The 23,570-nt window shown below is 20.4% G+C and carries 23 protein-coding genes and 1 tRNA gene; 10 read left to right on the top strand and 14 right to left on the bottom strand.

The features are described 5' to 3' along the window. From ftsA to rsmH, 10 genes are all read right to left on the bottom strand, one after another. Entirely contained in the window at positions 1–1,377 is a 1,377-nt protein-coding gene (gene ftsA / locus H0H39_RS01190; RefSeq protein WP_185877573.1) for a cell division protein FtsA, read from the bottom strand. A 39-nt stretch (positions 1,378–1,416) separates the two neighbouring features. Further along, on the bottom strand, positions 1,417–2,112 hold the full coding sequence (locus H0H39_RS01185) for a cell division protein FtsQ (RefSeq protein ID WP_185877572.1): 696 nt from the start codon (positions 2,110–2,112) through the stop codon (positions 1,417–1,419). Continuing rightward, on the bottom strand, positions 2,093–3,499 hold the full coding sequence (gene murC / locus H0H39_RS01180) for a UDP-N-acetylmuramate--L-alanine ligase (protein ID WP_185877571.1): 1,407 nt from the start codon (positions 3,497–3,499) through the stop codon (positions 2,093–2,095). The genes H0H39_RS01185 and murC overlap by 20 nt, the downstream gene beginning before the upstream one ends. After that, positions 3,496–4,590, bottom strand: coding sequence for an undecaprenyldiphospho-muramoylpentapeptide beta-N-acetylglucosaminyltransferase (gene murG / locus H0H39_RS01175; RefSeq protein WP_185877570.1), 1,095 nt, complete (start codon positions 4,588–4,590; stop codon positions 3,496–3,498). The genes murC and murG overlap by 4 nt, the downstream gene beginning before the upstream one ends. Continuing rightward, entirely contained in the window at positions 4,590–5,756 is a 1,167-nt protein-coding gene (locus H0H39_RS01170) for an FtsW/RodA/SpoVE family cell cycle protein (RefSeq protein ID WP_185877569.1), read from the bottom strand. The genes murG and H0H39_RS01170 overlap by 1 nt, the downstream gene beginning before the upstream one ends. Further along, the gene (gene murD, locus H0H39_RS01165; protein WP_185877568.1) at positions 5,737–7,122 is read right to left on the bottom strand and encodes a UDP-N-acetylmuramoyl-L-alanine--D-glutamate ligase; all 1,386 of its coding nucleotides are present in this window, start codon (positions 7,120–7,122) and stop codon (positions 5,737–5,739) included. Before murD ends, H0H39_RS01170 begins: the two co-directional genes overlap by 20 nt. Then, positions 7,119–8,273, bottom strand: coding sequence for an MraY family glycosyltransferase (locus tag H0H39_RS01160; RefSeq protein ID WP_185877567.1), 1,155 nt, complete (start codon positions 8,271–8,273; stop codon positions 7,119–7,121). Before H0H39_RS01160 ends, murD begins: the two co-directional genes overlap by 4 nt. Then, positions 8,266–9,750: a UDP-N-acetylmuramoyl-L-alanyl-D-glutamate--2,6-diaminopimelate ligase gene (locus tag H0H39_RS01155; protein WP_185877566.1), complete on the bottom strand. Its 1,485-nt coding sequence runs from the start codon at positions 9,748–9,750 to the stop codon at positions 8,266–8,268. Before H0H39_RS01155 ends, H0H39_RS01160 begins: the two co-directional genes overlap by 8 nt. A gap of 41 nt (positions 9,751–9,791) precedes the next feature. Beyond that, the gene (locus H0H39_RS01150) at positions 9,792–9,998 is read right to left on the bottom strand and encodes a hypothetical protein (RefSeq protein WP_185877565.1); all 207 of its coding nucleotides are present in this window, start codon (positions 9,996–9,998) and stop codon (positions 9,792–9,794) included. 86 nt (positions 9,999–10,084) lie between these two features. Next, positions 10,085–10,996, bottom strand: coding sequence for a 16S rRNA (cytosine(1402)-N(4))-methyltransferase RsmH (gene rsmH / locus H0H39_RS01145; RefSeq protein WP_185877564.1), 912 nt, complete (start codon positions 10,994–10,996; stop codon positions 10,085–10,087). A 169-nt stretch (positions 10,997–11,165) separates the two neighbouring features. On the opposite strand from rsmH, the gene H0H39_RS01140 reads away from it, so the two are divergent. Next, positions 11,166–12,248, top strand: a complete 1,083-nt coding sequence (locus H0H39_RS01140; protein WP_185877563.1) for an LptF/LptG family permease — start codon at positions 11,166–11,168, stop codon at positions 12,246–12,248. Between the two features lie 30 nt (positions 12,249–12,278). On the opposite strand, the gene H0H39_RS01135 is transcribed toward H0H39_RS01140, so the two are convergent. After that, positions 12,279–13,574: a S1C family serine protease gene (locus tag H0H39_RS01135; protein WP_185877562.1), complete on the bottom strand. Its 1,296-nt coding sequence runs from the start codon at positions 13,572–13,574 to the stop codon at positions 12,279–12,281. Between the two features lie 121 nt (positions 13,575–13,695). Here H0H39_RS01135 and dapF point away from each other — a divergent pair, with 121 nt between their 5' ends. Together dapF and H0H39_RS01125 are read left to right on the top strand one after the other, a co-directional pair. After that, positions 13,696–14,541, top strand: a complete 846-nt coding sequence (gene dapF / locus H0H39_RS01130) for a diaminopimelate epimerase (protein WP_185877561.1) — start codon at positions 13,696–13,698, stop codon at positions 14,539–14,541. Between the two features lie 14 nt (positions 14,542–14,555). Next, positions 14,556–15,629 carry a zinc-binding metallopeptidase family protein gene (locus H0H39_RS01125; RefSeq protein ID WP_185877560.1) on the top strand — a complete coding sequence of 358 codons (1,074 nt, stop codon included), beginning with the start codon at positions 14,556–14,558 and terminating at the stop codon, positions 15,627–15,629. Here the strand turns inward: H0H39_RS01125 and H0H39_RS01120 are convergent. Further along, positions 15,610–16,650 carry a DUF933 domain-containing protein gene (locus H0H39_RS01120; RefSeq protein WP_185877559.1) on the bottom strand — a complete coding sequence of 347 codons (1,041 nt, stop codon included), beginning with the start codon at positions 16,648–16,650 and terminating at the stop codon, positions 15,610–15,612. The two genes, H0H39_RS01125 and H0H39_RS01120, sit on opposite strands and share 20 nt — an antisense overlap. Before the next feature lie 48 nt (positions 16,651–16,698). On the opposite strand from H0H39_RS01120, the gene tatC reads away from it, so the two are divergent. After that, positions 16,699–17,502 (top strand): twin-arginine translocase subunit TatC, encoded by an 804-nt coding sequence (tatC, locus tag H0H39_RS01115; RefSeq protein ID WP_185877558.1) that lies wholly within the window; start codon positions 16,699–16,701, stop codon positions 17,500–17,502. A 102-nt stretch (positions 17,503–17,604) separates the two neighbouring features. Here tatC and H0H39_RS01110 read toward each other — a convergent pair whose 3' ends face one another. Together H0H39_RS01110 and smpB are read right to left on the bottom strand one after the other, a co-directional pair. Then, entirely contained in the window at positions 17,605–19,080 is a 1,476-nt protein-coding gene (locus H0H39_RS01110) for a porin family protein (protein ID WP_185877557.1), read from the bottom strand. Positions 19,081–19,182: 102 nt separating this feature from the next. Beyond that, the gene (smpB, locus tag H0H39_RS01105; protein ID WP_185877556.1) at positions 19,183–19,629 is read right to left on the bottom strand and encodes an SsrA-binding protein SmpB; all 447 of its coding nucleotides are present in this window, start codon (positions 19,627–19,629) and stop codon (positions 19,183–19,185) included. Between the two features lie 75 nt (positions 19,630–19,704). On the opposite strand from smpB, the gene H0H39_RS01100 reads away from it, so the two are divergent. The 6 genes from H0H39_RS01100 (at position 19,705) to rpsT (ending at position 23,505) form a co-directional block, all read left to right on the top strand. Further along, positions 19,705–20,565, top strand: coding sequence for a transketolase (locus tag H0H39_RS01100; protein WP_185877555.1), 861 nt, complete (start codon positions 19,705–19,707; stop codon positions 20,563–20,565). A gap of 13 nt (positions 20,566–20,578) precedes the next feature. Beyond that, positions 20,579–21,553, top strand: coding sequence for a transketolase family protein (locus tag H0H39_RS01095; protein ID WP_185877554.1), 975 nt, complete (start codon positions 20,579–20,581; stop codon positions 21,551–21,553). Beyond that, entirely contained in the window at positions 21,550–21,879 is a 330-nt protein-coding gene (locus H0H39_RS01090; protein ID WP_185877553.1) for a nucleotide pyrophosphohydrolase, read from the top strand. The genes H0H39_RS01095 and H0H39_RS01090 overlap by 4 nt, the downstream gene beginning before the upstream one ends. After that, entirely contained in the window at positions 21,876–23,138 is a 1,263-nt protein-coding gene (locus H0H39_RS01085) for a 3-phosphoshikimate 1-carboxyvinyltransferase (RefSeq protein WP_185877552.1), read from the top strand. The genes H0H39_RS01090 and H0H39_RS01085 overlap by 4 nt, the downstream gene beginning before the upstream one ends. Positions 23,139–23,176: 38 nt before the next feature. Beyond that, positions 23,177–23,248 (top strand) — tRNA-Glu (locus H0H39_RS01080). Between the two features lie 20 nt (positions 23,249–23,268). Then, entirely contained in the window at positions 23,269–23,505 is a 237-nt protein-coding gene (gene rpsT / locus H0H39_RS01075) for a 30S ribosomal protein S20 (RefSeq protein ID WP_185877551.1), read from the top strand. Positions 23,506–23,570 lie beyond the last annotated feature (65 nt).

Below are 23,570 nucleotides of genomic sequence, written 5' to 3'. Positions count from 1 at the left end.
TTATTCTGTATCATTCAATATTTTACGAAATTTATCTGCCCAAATTTCCAAAAAAGATTTTGTTTTTTTTCTTTTTTTTAAAGAATTATTTGATAATTTATCTAATCTATTTTCATATGAATAATAATCATTATCATTATTATAAAGTTTTGTAGAAAATAATTCTTTATTATTTTCTAATTTATATCCTATATCTGATGTACATAAATATTTTTTCTTATCATCTAATCCTTTAATAACTAATCCTATTGATGTAGCATATTCTGGATTACTTATAAAACCATTTTCTCCACCTGCTATATGTTCATTAGAATAACCAATTCTAACATCCATTCCTGTAATATATTCAGTTAAAGGACGAATGTGTTTTAATTGCGACCCTCCTCCTGTCATAACTAATCCTGCAATCAATCTTTTTTTTTTTTCTTCATTTCCATAATGATTAATTTCTATATTAACATATTCTAAAATTTCACATACTCTTGTATGTATAATTTGAGATAAATGTTTTATAGATATTTCTTTAGGATCTCTTCCTCTTAATCCTGGAATACAAACAATTTCAGTTTCTTTATTTTCTCCAGGCCAAGCTGATCCAAACTTTATTTTTAATGATTCTGCTTGTCTTTCAATAATTAAACAATCCGTTTTAATATTTTCAGTAATTACATTACCACCAAATGGAATAACTGCAGTATGACGAATAATATCATCTTTAAATATAGCAACATCAGTTGTTCCTCCTCCTATATCTACCAAAGCAACTCCAGCTTCTCTTTCTTCTCTATTTAAAACAGCTTCTGCTGAAGCTATAGGTTCCAATGTCATTCCTGATAGATTTAATCCAGCAGCTTTAACACATCTTCCGATATTTCTAATTGAAGATATTTGTCCTACTACAACATGAAAATTTGCTTCTAAACGACTTCCATACATTCCTATTGGTTCTCCTATTTCTGATTGACTATCAACTTTATATTCTTGTGGAAGAACGTGAATAATTTCTTCTCCAGGAAGCATTACTAATTTATGTACTTGATCTATTAATTTTTGTATATCTTTTTGATTAATAACATTTTCAAAATCTAATCTAGTAATGTAATCATTATGTTGTAAACTTCGAATATGTTGCCCTGCTATTCCAACAATTACTTCTTTTATTTTTAATCCTGAACTATGTTCAGCTTCAGATACAGCTTCTCTAATAGCATCAATTGTTTGAGTTATATTATTTACTACTCCTCTATGAACACCTATACTCTTAGATCTACCTATACCTAAAACCTCAATTTTGTTATATTCATTTCTTCTTCCTACCATAGCTACAATTTTTGTTGTTCCTACATCTAATCCTATAGCTATATCTTGATATTCCATGTAAATTATATTTTTTTATATTACTACTGGATTTTTTTTCTATAAAACATATTGTTGATGAAATATTTTTAATATATTTAATTTATTTTCCATGTTTTTATAATTACATTCTAATGTAGAAAAATATTTTACTGTTTTTGTGTTAAAAATAATTTTATTTATTCCATTTTTTTCTATATCTACAATGTAATTTTTTAAAAACTTATCATGATTAATAATTTTAACTAATTTTAATAAATTTTTTATCTCTCCTTTTGAGAAATATCCTTTTGCAGATATTAATTTGTATGAACCAGGAATATAATTAAAACATATATCAGAATAATTTGCATTCTCATCCAGATAATATATTTTACTTCCTTCAATAATTTTTAATATTGGATTATTATAAGAAATATTTATAGTAGCATTAAGATCTCCATTTATTCCAACAAAAACTTGAGATTTTTTTATAAATGGAATATTATCGAGTTTATTTTCTATTTTTGATAAACATAATTGATTTCTATTTTTTATAGAATTTCCTATATTTTGAAATATAGCCTTTTTAATAATATTACTATATAATCGATTTATCTTTTCATTTTTAGATGGATATATTGATATAATAACATTTTTAAGTGGCCTGTTATTATGTTCTTTTTGAGATGAATAAATAAGTAAAGTCATGAACATTAGATATAATAATGTAATAAAAATAAAATATTTTTCATATTTATTTCCCATATTTTTCATATAACCATTTTTTTATTGGAATAATTAAAGTATCTATATTTCCTGCTCCTATTGTAAGAATAATATCAAAATTAAATTGTTTTTTATTAATTATTTCTATTACGTTAGAAATTGATGCTATCTCTTTATTTTTAGATTTCATTTTTATTTTTTTTATTAGTGTATGTGAGCTAATATTATCATAATTTTTTTTAGATTCTCTAGCTGGATATATTTCCAACAAAATTAAAAAATCTAATTTTTCTAGTACTTTTGCAAAATAATATTCAAAATATTTCGTTCTGCTGAATAAATGAGGTTGAAAAATACCTAATATTTTTTTTCTATGAAAACATTTTCTTACAGTTATAATTAAATTATCTATTTCTGTAGGATGATGTGCATAATCGTCAATAAATAATTTATTATTGTTATTAGATTGATAATGAATAGTATATCTTCTTTCTATACCCTTAAATAATAATAATGATTTTCTTATTTTATCTTGACTAATGTTTAAATAATCAGCTATAGATAAAGCAGCTGTAGCATTTTTTATATTATGAAATCCTGGCATAAGTAATACCATAGATTTCCAAACGTCTTTAGGAGTATGAAAATCAAAATACCATACATTATTTTTTGTAATAATGTTGTCTGTATAATATTCTTTTTTTTCTATTAATGAATAATAAATTGCATTTTTACATTTAGGTAAAAAAGAATCTTCTTTACATAAGAAAATTTTTTTATATGGATTTTTAATTTTTTTTAAAAAACTCATATAAGCATTTTCTAATTTTATTTTATTAGAATAAGTATCTATATGATCTTGATCTATAGAAGTAATACAAACTATATTTGGAGACAAATATAAAAAAGAATGATTAAATTCATCAGCTTCTGTTAGAAAAAAATCTTTTCCACTTGATATAAAATTAGATCTATAATTTCTTGATATTCCTCCTAAAAAAGCCGTAATTTTCACTCCAGAATTATATAAAATATGTCCTAATAATGTACAAGTAGTAGTTTTTCCATGAGCACCACCTATAGCAATACTAATATTGTTTTTTGTGATCATAGCAAGAACTTGAGATCTTTTTTTTATATTTTTTCCATTTTTTTTTATAAAATTCCATTGATTATTATTATTTGGAATAGCAATAGTATAAACAATTAAACATTTTTCAGAATTTATCCAATGTGGAATAAATTTTATATTATCATAATAATTAATTATTATACCTTCATTTTCTAAATCTTTTGTTATATGTGTTTTATTTTTATCATATCCATGAACTATTTTTCCTATAGAATTAAAATATCTAGCTAATGAACTCATTCCTATACCACCTATTCCTAAAAAATAAAAGAATTTTATTTTATTTAAGTTTACATAATTCATAGAATAATTCTTAATATTTCTTTAGTTATATCATTAGTAGCATTAGGTTTACCTAATTTTAACATATTTTTTTTCATTGTTTTTCTTATACTAATATTATTAACCAATTTTGTAATTGAATCTATTAATTTACATTCTAATTCTTCATTTTTAATTATTATAGCAGCATTTTTTTCTTCTAATATTTTTGCGTTTTTGTTTTGGTGATCATCTAATGAATGAGGAAGAGGAACTAATATATGAGGCTTACCTATTAAACATGTTTCAGATATTGTTAAAGCACCTGCTCTAGAAACAATAATATCTGCTGCTGCATAACATATAGATATATCATCAATAAAATCCATTATAACTAAATTAGGATGTTTTGATATTTTATTTTCTTTTATTATATCAAAATTTCCTATTTGCCATATAAGTTGTAAATCCATATGAATTAATTTTTTTAATCCACTTTTAATCCATACTTTATTTATAAAGTTATCTCCTTGACTCCCTCCCATAGATAAAATAATTGGTTTATTAATTTTTAATCCTAAATTAATACACGCATTTTTTTTACTAGGAAGATCTAAAATATTAGAACGAACTGGATTACCAGTTATAATAGTTTTTTTTTCTGGAAAAAATTTTCTTGTTTGTTCATAAGCAACACATATTTTTTTAGCATAACGAGAAAATATTCTATTTGTTAATCCAGGAAAAGAATTTTGTTCTTGTATTAGTATAGGAATTTTATTATTTTTTGCAGCACATAAAGTAGGAAAACTAACAAAACCTCCAGTACCAATAACTATATTAGGAGAAAAATTTTTTATAATTTTATTTGCTAATAAAAAGCTATTAATTAATTGTGTAAATAAAACAAATACTGAATATATAGAGTACAATTTATTTCTTCCTCCTGATAAGGATAAGCCTTTTATAATATATCCTGACTTAGGAATTTTTTTCATTTCCATATGATTTTTAGATCCTATAAATAAAATGTCAGATTTTGGTATTTGTTTTTTTAATTCATTTGCTATAGCTATACCTGTAAATATATGGCCTCCAGTCCCTCCACTACCAATAATTATTTTAGGAAACATTAAAATTTTAATTTAGATTTTTCATATATCATTCTACTAATACTTAATATAATTCCAAAACTAAAAAATGTTATCCAAATAGAAATACATTCTGTACTAATTAATGGTAGATTTTGTCCAGTAAATGGTAATATTCCTACAGATAATCCCATATTAAATAATGCTTGAATAATAATGGGGAATCCAACTGCAAACACTAATAATGTACAAAAATAATTTTGTACTTTTGTTGCAATTATTATAATTCTAAACAGAATAAGTAAATAAATAAATAATAATATAATACCACCAAAAAATCCATATTTTTCTATTATAATAGGATAAATAAAATCAGAATAAGATTCTGGTAAAAAATTTTTTAGTATATCATTTTCTGAATTTTTAACAATTTTATTATTGAATTTTGATTTTATTATTTTATAATTTTCTTCTTCAAAAGAAAATTTTTCTATATTATTTTTCCACATATTTTCATCAACGTCAATATTATATTTTTCATTACAATGTATAAAAAAAAGTATATATATTACTGAAAATAATATACCAATTAAAAACATACCTATAAGATTAATAATAGGATATCTTCCTATAAAAAGGAAAATTAAAATTGAAATAAAAATAATAATAGCATTATATCTACTGTAAGGTGATACAAGTAGTATAACTAGAAATATAGGAAATAAAAGTGGAATGAAAGAATTTATTAATTCAATTTTATCGTTTTTTTTATCTGTTAAATATCTAGCGCAATAAATAAATAAAAATAAACTTGCTATATTATAAATTTGAAAAGATTTATCAATAATAGGAATATATATAAATTTAAATATATTTATTCCAATCATTTTTTCTCCTCTAATTACTGTCATAAATAATAATATAAGTAATACTACTGGTAATACTACTGGAAGAAAAAATTTTGACATTTTGTAGAAAAATTTATAATTTATAAACTGAGTAGTAAAAAGTATAATAAATCCTGTAAATAATAAAAAAAAATGTTTAAAAAGAAAACAAAATATACTAAAGAATCCTCTTTCGTAAAAAATAACTAAACTACTACTTATAGTATAAGCAGAAAAAAAAGAAAATATTGATAATAAAGAAATAAAAATCCATAAATGTTTATCTCCTTTTATATATTTGTTAATATCTATTTTTTTCATTTTTTTTAGAATAAAAAAGATTTTTTATTTCTTCTTTAAATTTGTTTCCTCTTTCCACATAATTTTTAAAAAGATCAAAACTAGAACAAGCAGGAGATAATAATATATTATCACCTGGATTTGATAATTTATAAGAAATATAAACTGCTTTTTTCATATTATTTGTTTTAATTATAATAGGAACAATATTTTTAAAAAAACAATAAATTTTTAAATTATTTACTCCTAAGCAAATTATAGCTTTAACTTTTTTTTTTACAACAGAAATAATTTCTTCATAATTATTTCCTTTATCAATTCCTCCTGCTATCCATATAATAGGATTATTAGTATTTTTTAATGCAAAAAATACTGATCCTATATTAGTAGATTTAGAATCATTAATAAATTTAACCCCATTAATAACATATGGAATTTTTTCCATTCTATGTTCTATTGTTTGAGGAATTTTAAGAACAGAATTAACTATTCGGTTGTCAACATCTAATATTTTAGATACAATTAATGCAGCCATAATATTATATATATTGTTATTAAATAAATAAATATCCCTAATTTTATAATATGTATTATAATGTTTTTTTTCTTTATAACAAAGATTATAATTTTTATCTAAATAAAATCCATAACTTAATTTTTTTTTTGCAGAAAAAGGAATGCATTTAGGTAAAAAATTATGTTTATTTAATTCTAATCTTATTATTGGATCGTCATAATTATAAATAAAAAAATCATTTTTATTTTGAAAACAAGTTATTCTAAATTTAGAATAAATATAATTTTCCATATTATTATATATATCTAAATGATCTCTTGTAATATTCAACAAAATTGCAATATTAATATGAAAATTAGAAGAATCATCTATTTGAAAACTACTTATTTCTAATACATATAAATCTCTTTTTTTTAAAACTTCTTTAGAAAAACTAACTCCAATATTTCCTGCTAACCCTACATTAAATTTGTTACTTTTTTTTAAAATATTATATATGATAGAGCTTGTTGTAGTTTTTCCATTACTTCCAGTAATTCCTATTATATAAGAATTATTATCAATATAATATTTTCCAAATTCTAATTCGGATAATATTGGAATACCCATTAAATATATTTTTTTTATTAAATTATTTTGTTTAGAAATACCAGGACTTTTTATAATTTTATAAGATTTGTTTATAATAAAACTTTCTGTATGTCCATTTTCTTCAAAAGGAATATCATATTTTTTTAATATTTTTTTATTTTTACATGAAATTTTACCAGAATCAGATACAAATATTTCTAATCCATTTTTTTTAGCTAGTAAAGCTGCACCAATTCCACTTTCTCCTCCTCCTAATATTACTATTAGTTTTTTTTTCATGAAATTAATAATATAAATGATAAAATTGATAATATTATTTGTATAATAATAAAACGAATACAAATTGTATTTTCGTGATATCCTAATTTTTGAAAATGATGATGTATAGGTGCCATTAAAAAAAATTTTTTTTTCAATCCATATTTTTTTTTAGTATATATAAAATATAATAATTGAATAATTACAGAAATATTTTCTATAAAAAAAATTCCACATAAAATAGGAATTGTGCATTCTACTTTGTTTATAAAAAATAATGCAGAAATTATTCCTCCTATTGTAAGACTACCAGTATCTCCCATAAATATTTTTGCTGGATAAATGTTATACCAAAGAAAACTTAATAAAGTTCCGATAGTAGAACAAATAAAAATTATAGTTTCTTTTATATATGGAATATATATAAAATTAAATTTGTTAGAATAATATTTATCACTAGATATTATAGAAAAAATAAGAAAATTAAACATTATAATTAAAGAGGATCCACACGTCAATCCATCTATTCCATCAGTAATATTTGATCCATTAGATAAAAATATCATTGTTATAATAACAATAATAATAAATGTAATATAAGTATAATTATATTTATTTTTTTTACTCCAAAGAAAAAAAAAAGAATAATTGAATTCTTTTTTTTTTATAATTTTTAATAAAAATTTAGGTATATTAGTATTAATTCCTTTATTATAAAATAAATAATAATTTGAATTGAATTTTTTTAATTCATTGTTTGTTGTATTAAAATATATACTAATACCTAAAAAAATACCTATAATTATTTGACTTATTATTTTTATAATTGGACTAATTCCTTTTTTATTATAATTTATTTTAATATAATCATCTATAAATCCTATTATACCTATATATATAGTAATAATAATTAATATTAGTATATAAAAATTATTTATAGAAGAAAATAATATAGTAGATGTTATTATACTAATAACAAAAATTATTCCTCCCATTGTAGGAATACCTATTTTTTTATTTTCTCCTTTAATTCCTAATTTTCTTATATTTTCTGTTATATTATTTTTATTTTTATTCCAAATTATAATCTTTTTGAATAAAAATAAAGAAATAAAAAAAGATATAAATAAAGTAAATAAAGATCTAAAAAAAATAGGATAATAACTAATCATATTTTTTTGATAAAAAATATTTAGCAATTTTCATATCATTAAAGGAATATAATTTTCCCATTATTTCTTGATAATTTTCATGACCTTTTCCTGCTATCAAAATAATATCATTTTTCTTTGCTATAGAGATAGCATACTCAATAGCTTTTTTTCTATTTATAAATGTAATAATAGGTTTTTTATTAATAAGTTCTGAATTAAAATTTTTCATTTCCATTAATATTTTTTTAGGATCTTCATTTCTTGGATTATCTGAAGTAAAAATAGAAATATTACATGTTTCATAAACAATTTTTCCCATTATAGAACGTTTTTTTCTATCTCTATTACCTCCACATCCAATAACACATATTAAATTAATTTTGTTTTCTCCTATTATTTCTTTAATGGTCTCTAAAATAAATTTTAATCCATTTGGATTATGAGCATAATCAACTATAACTCTTATTCCTGAATAAGAAATAAATTGTTCAAATCTTCCCTTTACATAAAAGGAATAATTATTTAATTTTTTTAATATATATTGTTTTTTTTTACCTAATAAAATAGATGTAGCGTAACTAGCTAATATATTATAAACATTAAATTTTCCAATTAAATTAATAGTAATTTTATTTCCATTAATAAAAAATTGATTTTTTGTAAAAGAATTATTTAATATTTTTGCTTTAAAATCTGATTTTTTATATAATCCATAAAAATAAACTTTACTAGAAGTATTTTTTACTATGTTAAAACAATTTTTATCATCTCTATTAATAAGAGAAAAAGAATTTTCAGGTAAATTATCAAAAAATTTTTTTTTTATATAAAAATAATTATCAAAAGATTTATGATAGTCTAAATGATCATGAGTTATATTTGTAAATATACCTCCTTTGAATAATAGTCCAAAAGTTCTTTTTTGATGTATTCCATGTGAACTTACTTCCATAAAAGCATATTTACATCCTTTTTTAATTGATAAATTTAAATATTTATTAATATCAATAATATCTGGTGTTGTATTTTTACTTTTATATTTATTAGATAAAATTTTAATACCTATTGTAGAAATAAGAATATTTTTTTCTCCCATATTATTAAACATCTGATGTAATATTGTTGATATAGTAGTTTTTCCATTTGTACCTACAATACCTATAAGATTTATTTTTTTTGTGGGATTATCATAAAAATTAGAGGCTATAATTCCTAAAGCTTCTTCAGAATTTTTAACTATGATATAAGTGATATTTTTTTTTATGTAAAACATTTTTTTTTCACATACAATAACATTAGCTCCATTATTTATAGCTTCTTCTATAAAAAAATGTCCATCTATATTTTTTCCTTTTTTTGCAATAAATATTGTATTATTTTTTACAAGTTTAGAATTTATTGTTATTTTTTTTATAATTTTATTACATATATAATTACATCCTAATATCTCTAATATTATTAATCTTTTTATAATATTTTCTAGTGTTATTGTCATTAAAGCTAATATTTCAAACTTAAAATAATAAACATATTAATTTAATATTTTTTAATTTGTTTTGTAATTGAATTAAGTTTAAATTTTTTTGTTCTTTTTATTATAAACTTTTTATATTTATCAGGATTATTTTGAATTTTAAATAAATTATATGTAATAAACATTGCTATAATTATAAATAAAACACTAATTAAATAAGATCTATATAATATTATATGTCTTTTTCTTTGATATTCATTTATATCCATTTATCAATATATTTTTTTAATTAATTTAGAAATTTATATATGTAATTTTATAATTAATAATGATTAACGTTAAAAATATTAAAATATTATAATATTTTTTCTCCAATTCTCAATTTAGCGCTTCTGGATCTAGGATTTTTATTAATTTCTTTAATAGTAGGTTTTATCACTTTTTTATTAATCATTTTAAATGAAAATAAATCATAATTATTATTATAATTTATCATAGATGATAATCTTTTTTTTAAAAAATTTTTTATTAATCTATCTTCAACAGAATGATAACTTAAAATAACTATTCTTCCACCTAACATAAGTATTTCATTTAATTGAAAAAGAAATTTTTTTAATAAATTAATTTCATCATTTACTTCTATACGTATAGATTGGAATAATCTTGAAAAAAAATTTTTTCTACGTTTAAATGATCCTGATATAAAAAAAATATTTTTTAAATCTGAGCTAGTTAAAATTTTTTTTCTATTACGATATTGTAATATTTTTTTTGCAATTTTTTTTGCATTTTTAAAATCTCCATATTCACGTAATATATAAATTAATTTATCTTCTGATAAATCGTTAATTACATTTTGAGCAGAATAACAAGATTCCTGATTCATTCTCATATCTAAAGTACAATGTATTTGATTAGAAAATCCTCTTTTATAATCTTTAATTTGGAAATATGATAACCCTAAGTCTACTAATATTCCAGATATTTTTCCTAATAATTTATTATTAGATAAAAATTTTTTTATATAAACAAAATTATTATGAAATAAATAAAAACGTTTATCTTTGATTAAGTTTTTTTCAATAGATTTCTTATCCTGATCAAAAGCAATTAAAGTTGCATTTTTACTTAATTTATTTAAAATAGCGGAAGAATGACCTCCTAATCCAAAAGTAGCATCTATATAAATTCCATTTATATCTGTGATGAGATATTTTATAGTCTCTTTTAATAAAACTGGAATATGATATTTTTTAGAATCCATAATATTTTAATTTAAATAAACTATACACTATACAAATTAAAATTATGATTATTGTTATATAATATAAATATGTCATACAATTTATATTTTGTTGGTATATATAGAAAATATTTTTTTAAATAATATTGAAGTATATACAATAAGTTAAGTTTATGAGAAAAAATAAATTATGAAAATTTTTGATTGTTATATAATTAAAAATTCTATTAAATATTTTATATTCATTACTATATCTATGCAGATAATATGTATATCTATAGATATTACTAAATGTATGATTTATCAGTTATATAATAATCAAAATTTGGTAAAAAATGCATTAATATACTATTATCCATATTTATCAATATGGATAGCTATAACTTTTTCTCCTATTTTTTTATTTTTTTCAGTTATATTGTTTACATCTAAATTGGTAAAAAATTCAGAAATTACCGCTATTTTAGCTAGTGGAATTAGTTTTAAAAGAATTATAATTCCTTATTTAATATCTGCTACAATAATAGGATTTTTAACATTATTAACAAATATTTATTTAATTCCTACTATAAATAAAAAAAAAAATAAATTTCATTATCAATATTTAATAAATCCATTTCATATTCATATAAGTAATAAATCAACAGCTGCTATAATTTCAAATAATAAATATGTTTTTATAAAAAATTTTTACAAAAAAAAAAATATAGGTATAAATTTTAATTATGTAGTTTTTCATAATAAAAAATTATTTTATATATTAAAATCTAAGTATATTTTATGGTCTAAATATTCTAGATTATATCACTTATATAATTACTCAGAAATATTTTTTTATGATAATAAAAATAAAGATTTTTATAAAAAAGGATTTTATAAAATAATTAAACTTCCTATATCTCCAGAATATTTTTATCCTGAAGAAATTATATTAGAATCCATGACTATTTATGAATTAAATCAATTTATTAAAAAAAATAAAAAAAACATAAATATTTATTTATATGAATATTATAATAGAATAATTTTTCCAATTACTATTATAATATTTACTATATTAGGATTTTCTATATCTTTAAAAAAAAATAGAGAAATTATATATAATATTATTATTGGAGTATTAACTGTATTTTTTTATATATTTTTTGTGGGATTTATTAAAATAGTTTCTATTAAATATTATATTACTCCGTATATCATTTATGTTCCAAATATATTATTTGTAATAATAACAATATTATATTATAATAAAAGTAACATATACAATATATAAATTGTTGATCATTTTTTTTTAAAAATTATATTAAATATTTTTCAATACAACATTATTAAAATTTTTTATTTTACCATTTCGTAAAACAACAATATTTATTTTTTCTCCTGGTTTTTTCATTCCAACAATAAAAGAAACATCTCCAATATTTTGAATTTGTTTATTGTCTATATTTTTAATTATATCTTCATTTTTTATTCCTGCATAATAAGCAGATCCACCATTAAATACTTTTTCTACTAGTAACCCAAACTGGGGTTTTATATTTTTATTATTTTTTCTATTATAGAATTTTAAAAAATCTGATTTTGATAAATCAACCCCTTTAATTCCTAAAAATGCTCTTTTTACTGATCCATATTTCATAATATCTTTTACAACTTTTAAAACTAAATTTGATGGTGTAGCAAAACTATATCCAATAAAATTTCCTGAATGAGACGAAATAGCTGTATTAATACCAATTAAATTTCCATTAGTATTAATCAAAGGACCTCCACTATTTCCAGGATTTACAGCTGCATCAGTTTGTAAAAAAGATTCAATTGAATAATCTGTATCATCATTTAATATGCCTAAATCTCTATTTTTTGCACTAATAATTCCTGCTGTAACAGTAGAATTTAAGTTAAAAGGATTTCCAATTGCTAAAACCCATTCTCCTATTTTTACTTTATCTGAATCAGAAAAAATTACAAACGGTAATTCTTTTTCATTTATTTTCAATAATGCAATATCAGTACTTGGATCTGTTCCTATTAATTTAGCTATGTAATTTTTTTGATTATTAAGAACTACTTCTATTTTTTTTGCATTTTTTATTACATGATAATTAGTAACAATATATCCATTATCAGATATAATTACTCCTGATCCATGAAATTCTGGAACATCATTTTTATCATATTCTTTTTCTATATCATTATTTTTTCTATCATTAAAATAATCATACGGAAATCCAAAAAATAAATCTAATGGATCAGTACTATCATCAATATCATATCCATTTGTTTTTGAATAATTGTTTATATTAACAACTGAATTTATTGTTTTATTTACAGCTTTAGTAAAATCAGGATTTGATGATACATATTTAGATTCAGATGATATATTATAATCTGAAAAAGGCTTTAAATAAGAAGATTTATTTGAAAAAATTCTTTTTTTTCTTATAAAAGAAGAATTTGAATAAGGGTAAATTTTATTATTATTATTACATGATGGAAATCGTATAGGATCTTTTTCTATATATTTTTTATACGCTGTTATACTCATCATTGAGCTAATAAAACTACTTAAAATAATATAAAAAATTATTTTTTTCATAAAAAATTATAATATTACATTAATTCTGTTGATATTTATAAACAAATATATATAGTATATGGATTTATTCAAAAGAAGAATATACAAATTTTAAATTTTTATAATAAAATAATGTTTAGGTATGATTAATAATAATAAAAAAATAAATTTTTTCAAAATTCATGGAACAGGAAACGATTTTATTGTTATTAATGATATATATAATAATATTTTTAATGAACAAGATCAATATTTTTTTAAAAAATTATGTAATAGACATATTGGAATTGGTGGTGATGGTGTTATTCTAATACAAAAAGATTATGAATGTGATTTTTATATGAAATATTATAATTCAAATGGAAAAATAGGATCAATGTGTGGAAATGGAGGAAGATGTGCTATTTATTTATCTAGAATATTAGGATTATTATCAAATAAAAATAAATCAGAAACACTATTTAAAACTATTGATGGTTATCATAAAGGATTTATTAAAAGTAATAATATAATTTCTATTGAATTAGCATCAATAAAAAAAAATAAAATAGAAATTAATCCAAATTATACTTTTATAGATACTGGATCTCCTCATCATGTTATTTTTTGCGAAAAAATAATTGATATAAATGTTTGTAAAATAGGTAAAAAAATAAGATATAACAATAAATATTTAAAAAAAGGAGTTAATGTTAATTTTGTACAAATAAATAATTTAAAAAATAATAATATAAATATTCAAGTTAGAACATATGAAAGAGGTGTAGAAAATGAAACTTTATCTTGTGGAACTGGAGTTGTTGCTTCTGTAATTGCTTCTGTTGAAAATAGAAAAATAAAAAAAAATAATAATAAAATAGAAGTTGATACATTAGGAGGAAAATTATGGGTTTCATTTGATATAAAAAATGAAGAATATCAAAAAATTTATTTAACTGGACCTGTTAAATTAGTTTTTGAAGGATGGTTTTTTATTAAAAAAAATTAAAAATTTAATTTATTATGTTAGAAAAAGATTCTATTAATTTTATTGAAAATTATTTAAATAGTTTTACTCCACCAGGAAACGAAAGTGTTGGACAAAAAATATGGTTGGATTATATAAAAAATTATGTAAATAAAACTTATGAAGATCTATATGGAACAGCTGTAGCTATTATAAATCCAAATAGTAAAAAAAAGTTAGTAATTGAAGCTCATGTAGATGAAATATCTTGGATTGTAAATTATATATCAGAAGATGGATTAATATATGTATCACGTAATGGTGGAACTGATAACCAGATAGCTCTATCAAAAAAAGTAATGATTTATACAGAAAAAGGGATAATATATGGAGTATTTGGATGGCAAGCAATTCATACAAGAAAAAATTCTAGCGAAAAATATCCTAATGTAGAAAATTTATTTATAGATGTTGGAGCTAATAATAAAAAAGAAGTTTTAGAATTAGGAATTAATGTAGGTTGTTTTATTTCATATACTGATAAATTTTTTATTACAAATAATAATAAATATTTTGTTTCTAAATCATTAGATAATAAAATAGGAGGATTTATTATTGCTGAAGTAGGTAAAATGATTATAAAAAATAATGTTAATTTAAATTATGGATTATATATTGTAAATTCTGTTCAAGAAGAAGTTGGATTAAAAGGAGCAAAAATGATATCAAAATATATAAAACCTAATATCTCTATAATAACTGATGTTACACATGATACATCTGGACCTATGATAGATAAAAAAATACAAGGAGACATAAAATGTGGATTAGGTCCTGTAATAACTTATTCTCCGTCTGTAAAAAGTAATATAAGAGAAATGATTATAAAAACTGCTATTGATAATAAAATTAATTTTCAAAGATTAGTTTCATCTTATAGTACAGGAACTGATGTGGACGAATTTTCTTATTCTAATACAGGTATATTATCTTCTTTAATATCTATTCCATTAAAATATATGCATACTACAGTAGAAATGGTTCATAAAAATGATATAAAACAAACTATATCATTAATATATAAAGTACTACATAATATTAATAATAATATTAATGATTTCTTTTATTAATATTATATTTAAAAAACATAATATCTCCGTCTTGTACTAAATAATTTTTTCCTGCAGAAAAAATTTTTCCTAATTTTTTTAATTTAGTTTCATCTTTATAACGAATGAAATCATTATAGTTAATTACTTCTGCTTTTATAAATCCTTTTTTAAAATCTGTATGAATAACAGATGAAGCTTCATATGCTGTGTATAATTTTGGAATATTCCATGCACGTATTTCTTTTTTACCTGCTGTAAAAAAAGTTTTTAGATTAAGTAAATGTAAAATTGAATGAAATATAAGATTAAGATGTTGTCTATTTATATTTTTTAGAGAAATAAATAATATATCAGAATTTTCTTTATTAATTATATTTTGTAATTTTTTTATTTTTATATTATTTTCTATATGATTAATATTATTTATATTACATATATATAATATAGGTTTTATAGTTAATAATTGTAAATCTTCTATATATTTTCTTTCATTATTATTTATAAATGGATACATCCTAATACTTTTTCCTTCTTTTATAAAAGAAATCATATTTCTTAATAAAGAAGAAATGTTTTTATTATGAATTTTTATATTTTTTTTATCAATTTTTTTCAATCTTTTTTCTATAGTTTCTAAATCTTTTAGTTGTAATTCTATATCAATTATTTCTTTATCTCTAATAGGATCTATATAACCTTCTACATGAGAAATTTTTATATCATCAAAAACACGTATCATATGAATGATAGCGTTAGTTTCTCTAATATGAGATAAAAATTTATTTCCTAATCCATCTCCTTTATGGGATCCTTTAATTAATCCTGCTATATCTACTATATTTATTTCAGATGGAATAATTTTTATTGGATTAATTATTTTTTTTAATTCAAATAATCTGTCATCTGGTATTTTAATTATTCCATAATTTGGTTTTATAGTACAAAAAGGAAAATTTTTTGATAAAACTTTAGAATTAGATATAATATTAAAAAATGTTGACTTTCCAACATTTGGAAGACCTATAATTCCACATTTCATATTATTATATAAATATTATTTGTAATAATTTTTAAAATTATAATTTTTATGAATGAACAACAAAAAATGCCATTTTGGAAACATATTGAAGAATTAAGAACACGTATAATCCGTTGTTTCATTATTATTATAATTTTTATGATTATTTTAATGATAAACAAAAATTTTGTATTTGATAAAATTATTTTTGGTCCTGCAAAAATTAATTTTATCACTTATCGTTTACTTAAAAAATTAATAAAAATACTAGAAATATATAATTATTCAACTAATTATTATTTCAATAACCTGTATATACAAAATAGAAAAATATTTGGACAATTTAATGTTTATATATGGACATGTTTTATAGGAGGAATTATTTTGTCTTTTCCATATATATTTTATGAATTTTGGGGATTTATAAGTCCTGCTCTTTCTAAGAAAGAAAAAAAATATTCCATAAAAATTTTTTTTATGGTTTTTGTTTTATTTTCTATTGGTATTTTTTTTGGTTATTTCATACTATGTCCATTTTTAATTCATTTCGCATATTATTTTAAAATTAGTTATATTCCTAAAAATATTTTCGATTTGTGTGATTATATTTCATTAATCACTAATTCTACATTATTAATGGGGATTATATTTTTATTTCCATTTTTTATGTATTTGCTTACTAAAATGGAATTAATATCTTATGAATTTTTAAATAAATATAAAAAACATGCATTATTAGTAATGTTAATTATATCATCTGCAATAACTCCAGGAGATATTATAAGTACTATAATTGTTTTAATACCATTATTAATTCTTTATAAAGTTAGTTTATATATATCTTTTCATATACAACAAAAAAAACCCTCTTAATAAAAGAGGGTTAACATATTATATTATAAAATACAAATTATAATAATTAAGTATAATCATATTTTTAATATGATGTTTTTTTGAAAAAAATTATTCAAAAAACTAATTTTTTTCATTTTGTTTATTTATTACTGAAGTTGAAGAAAGATTGTTTTTCTTTTCTTTTCCTTTATAATTTGATTTTACTTTGTTGTTTTTTCTTTTTTTATAAATTGAAAAAAAATTGTTTTTCCTTCCTTTTTCTTTATAATTTGATTTTATTTTGTTGTTTTTTCTTTTTTTATAAATTGAAAAAAAATTGTTTTTCCTTCCTTTTCCTTTATAATTTGATTTTACTTTATTGTTTTTTCTTTTTTTATAAGTTGAAGAAAAATTGTTTTTCCTTCCTTTTTCTTTATAATTTAATTTTACTTTGTTGTTTTTTCTTTTTTTATAAATTGAAGAAAAATTGTTTTTCCTTCCTTTTCCTTTATAATTTAATTTTACTTTTTTATTTTTTTTATAATTTATTTTACTTTGTTTAGTTTTATTTTTATTTATATCGATTTTTTTTATTTTTTTATCAACTGAAACTCCATTTTTTTTATTTGATTTTGTAGTTATAATATCATTAGAATTATTTGATATATTTATATCTTTATTACTATTTGTGTTATTTGTGTTATTTGTGTTATTTGTGTTATTTGTGTTATTTGTATTATTTATATTATTTGTGTTATTAGTGTTATTAGTATTAACATTAGATTCATTTTCATTATTATTTGGATCTATATTTTCTTTATCTTTTACTGATCTTTTTATAAATAAAGGATTTTTATTATCGTTAGATTTATCAGTACTATTAGGAGTTTTTTTTCCTTTTTCTTTTTTAATATTGTTATTATTATTTTTATCTTTAATTATAGATGGTAAATAAGGTATTTTTTTTACATTCACAGAATTAATTTTTTTAATTAGTTCTTTGTTATCTTTTAAAGATTTTCCAAAACGGAAAATTAATCCTAAATCATGTTTCCAAAAATCTAAATAATGTCTTGATTGTTTTGCAAATACATGATTATATACACTATTCATATTTAATCCTACATTAGGTGAAATCCAAAAATTAAGGCCAGCTCCACCATCTATAAAAATAAAATTTTTTCTAATAATTCTATATATATCCGAGTCTGATATATCTAAAAATCTATTCATATATGCATTAGTTCTATGATATCCACCACCAATTCTAAAATAAGGATCAATTTTATAATGTGGAGTAGGATGTATTTTCAATCCATTACCTATTTTAAAAAAACTTGCATCACCTACTTTCCATCTTAAATTTCTTACCATACCCATAGATCCATCCGTATAAACTCCTAAATGATCGTTAAAATTATATCCAGCTATTGCATCAATAGATGGCCCAATACTATTATTTTCTTTCGAAAAAAATCCATTAAAAGGATGTTGTACTGGAAAATAATTTACATCATGTACTCCTATTTTTACGGACCATTTTTTATTTATATCTTGAGAAAAGACGCTCGAAAAAAGGGTAAAAAAAGAGACGATAAAAAGACTGAAGTTTTTCATATAATATATAAATTTCTTTTGAACCTAATAACAAATATAAATATTTTACTATTTTATTTTAGTATGTTAGTATGTAAATTAGTATGTAAAAGGTAAAAGTATTTAAATATAATTTTTTTTTATAGATCGATTAATTTCTCGTATTGAATCTTTCATTTTTATAATTTCACGTTTATCATGCTTTTTTTTACCTTTTGATATCGCTATTTTCATTTTAGCATATCCTGTTTTACTAAAAAATATTTCTACAGGTATAACCGTAATTTTTGGATTTAATATTTTTTTACTTATTCTTAATAATTCTGATTTATTTAATAATAATTTTATTTCTCTTTTAGGATAAAAATTATCATTAAAACAAAATTTATATTTTTCTATATACATATTTATAGAATATAATTCTCCATTTCTAATTTGACAAAAACTATCTGAAATATTTACTTTACTTTTTCTTATAGATTTTACTTCTGATCCGAAAAGTTGAATACCAGCTACGTAAAATTCCAATAAATGATAATTAAATTTTGCTTTCCTGTTTGTAATTTTCATATTATAATTTATTACTTTTGTGTAAAGTATATAAAAATATTTCTAAATATTTTTTTAAATTAGTATTGAGTTAAAATGAACGTAAATTATTTGAAAAATTTGTGCAATCAAGTAAGAAGAGATATTTTACGAATGGTATATAATGCACAATCTGGACATCCTGGTGGATCTCTTGGATGTACTGAATTTTTTGTAGCATTATTTCAAGAAATAATGCGTTATAATCCTAAAAAATTTACTATGAACGGAAAAGGAGAAGATGTTTTTTTTCTATCTAATGGACATATATCTCCTGTTTATTACAGTGTATTAGCTAGATCTGGATTCTTTTCTGTAAAAGAATTATCTTCTTTTAGAAAATTAAATTCTAGATTACAAGGACATCCTTCTGTTCATGAAAAATTACCAGGAATAAGAATATCGTCTGGATCTTTAGGGCAAGGAATGTCAGTCTCTATAGGATCAGCTATTTCAAAAAAATTAGATAAAGAATTAGATTCAATAGTATATAGTTTACATGGAGATGGAGAATTAAATGAAGGACAAATTTGGGAAGCTATTTTATATGCAGGATCTAAAAATATTGATAATTATATTGCAACTATAGATTATAATAAACAACAAATAGATGGATCAACTGATGAGGTTTTATCTCTTGGTAATTTAAAAAAAAAATTTCAATCATTTGATTGGGAAGTTTTGGAAGAAAAAAATGGTAATAATATTAATAATGTTATTAATATTTTAAAAAAAGCAAAAAACAAAACTAAAAATAAAAAACCTGTTATAATTATTTTACACACTCAAATGGGATATGGAGTTGATTTCATGACTGGAAATAATGTTTGGCATGGAAAAGCTCCTAATAAAAAACAATTAGAAACAGCATTAATGCAACTAAATAACAATTATTTGATAGAGGATTATCCGTTGTAAAAATAACTTATTTATGAAAATGTATGAAGATAAAGGATTAAAAGAAACTAGAGCTGGATTTGGAAAAGCTTTGACTTTTTTAGGAGAAAAAAATGAAAAAGTAATTGCATTATGCGCAGATCTTTCTGGATCTTTATTTATGAACGAATTTTCTAGAAAATTTCCTGGAAGATTTTTCCAAATAGGTATAGCAGAAGCAAATATGATAGGAATAGCAGCTGGATTAAGTATTGGAGAATATATTCCATTTGTTGGAACATTTGCAAATTTTGCTACATCTCGTGTATATGATCAAATACGTCAATCTATTGCTTATTCATGTAAAAATGTAAAAATATGTGCATCTCATTCTGGATTAACGTTAGGTGAAGATGGAGCAACTCATCAATGTTTAGAAGATATTGGAATGATGAAGATGCTTCCTGGAATGACAGTTATAAATACTTGTGATTATAATCAAACTTATGCAGCTACAATAGAAATATCTAATTATTTTGGTCCTGTATATTTAAGATTTGGAAGACCTCCAGTTTCTAATTTCACTGAAAAAAATCAAGTATTTAAAATTGGAGAAGCTATTAGATTAACAAAAGGCAAAGACATTACAATTGTAAGTACTGGACATTTAGTATGGGAATCATTAGAAGCATCAAAATTTTTATATGAAAAAGAAAAAATTGAATGTGAAGTTATAAATGTTCATACAATTAAACCATTAGATGAAAAAACAATTTTAAATTCTATTGATAAAACAAAATGTATTATAACAGCAGAAGAACATAATTATTTAGGTGGATTAGGTGAAAGTGTTTCAAGATTAATTACTACTAGTAGATACAGTAACATTCCTCAAAAATTAGTAGCAGTAAAAGATACTTTTGGAGAAAGTGGTAAACCTATGGAGTTATTAAAAAAATATAATATAGATAGAGAATCAATTATAAATAATGCAAAAGATTTATTAATGATAAAAAATAAAATATCATGAAAAATATTCAAAAAATTGTTCATGAATGGATTATTAAACATGGAATTCGTTATTTTGATATATTAACAAATACTATATTATTGTCTGAAGAAGTAGGAGAAGTATCTAGAATAATTGCTAGAAAATATGGTGAACAATCAAAAAAAATAAATTTAAAAGAAAAAAATGAAGATCTTGGAGAAGAATTATCAGATGTTTTATTTGTTATAATTTGTTTAGCTAATCAAACTGGAATTGATTTAGAAAAATCATTCAATAAAAAATTAGAAAAAAAAAATGAAGATCATAATAGACATCATGAAAATAAAAAATTAAAAATGAAATGAGGGAAAATATATCTTCTATTAGAATATATAAAAAAAATGATTGTTTAAGTGGAAATTTATTTATATCAGGATCTAAAAGTATTTCTAATCGTCTTTTAATATTAAAAGCTCTTTATAAAAAGGATATTTATATAAAAAATATTTCTAATTGTGAAGATACTATTGTATTAAAAAATAGTCTAGAAAGTAATGGTAATACTATAGATATACATCACGCAGGTACTGCTATGCGTTTTTTAACTTCTTATTTGTCTATAATAGAAAATAAAACTACTGTATTGACAGGATCTGATAGAATGAAAAATAGACCTATATCTATTCTTGTAGAAAGTTTAAGAAGTTTGGGAGCAAAAATAAATTATTTAGAAAAATCTGGATATCCTCCAATAAAAATTTTTGGAAGAAATATATTAGGTGGTGAAATTCATGTAGATGCTAGAGTAAGTAGTCAATATATTAGTTCTTTAATGTTAATAGCAAGTAAATTTAAAAAAGGATTAAAAATTTTTTTACAAAATAAAATAACTTCTGTTCCTTATATTAAAATGACATTTGATTTATTAATATCAGCAGGAATAAAAATAAATTGGAAAAAAAACACTATTCATATTTTTCCTGGAAAAAATAATATAAAAAAATATTTTAATATAGAATCTGATTGGAGTTCAGCCTCATATTATTATTCTATAGCAACTATTGCAAAAAATAGTAATATTATATTAAATTCATATTACAATAATAGTTTACAAGGAGATAGAGAAGTATCATACATATATGATAAACATTTTGGAATTTCTACTCAATTTAATGGAGATAAAATATTTCTTTTTAAAAAAAAACCTTTTTATAAAAAGAAAATAATTGAATTAGATTTAAATAAAACTCCAGATATTGCACAAACTATTGCTGTAACATGTGCTGCTATTGGAGTTAAATGTAATTTAAAAGGGTTAGAAACTCTAAAAATTAAAGAAACAGATAGATTAAAAGCACTAAAAAATGAACTTATAAAATTTGGAATTATTACAGAAATAACAAATTCTTGTTTTAAGATTAAAAATTTTACAATAAAAAATAAATATAATTCAATAACAATAAATACTTACCAAGATCATAGAATGGCCATGTCTTTTGCTCCTTTTGCTTTATTAAAAGATTATTATAATTTATATATAAACGATCCATGTGTTGTAAATAAATCATATCCAAATTTTTGGAATGATTTAAAATCTATAGGATTTGTAATTGAAACAAATTAATTTTTTTTTAATCATAAAAAAATTTAATTTGTTTTCATGGCCCATTCGTCTATTGGTTAGGACGTCAGGTTTTCATCCTGGAAAGAGGGGTTCAATTCCCCTATGGGCTATAATATTTTAATTTAAAAAAATGGCTAATCATTCATCTTCTATAAAAAGAATTAGACAAAATTATTCTAAACGATTTAGAAATAGATATACATATAAAAGTACAAAAACTTTTATCAAAAAGTCTTTGTCTGAAAATATAAAGAAAAATTTTTCTAAAATAATTTCTATGATAGATAAGCTTTCTAAAAGAAAAATAATACATTTTAATAAAGCTTCTAGATTAAAAAAACAAATACATAAAAAAATATTTAATTGATAAAATAAATTATTTATATGTTTTTAATTTTATTATTTTCATTATTTCCATATGATTTATATATA

It is taken from the genome of Blattabacterium cuenoti (assembly GCF_014252315.1).
GTDB classification, from domain to species: domain Bacteria; phylum Bacteroidota; class Bacteroidia; order Flavobacteriales; family Blattabacteriaceae; genus Blattabacterium; species Blattabacterium cuenoti_AI.
Note: the sequence above shows the minus strand (reverse complement) of the source record. Positions and strands in the feature narration are given on the sequence as shown.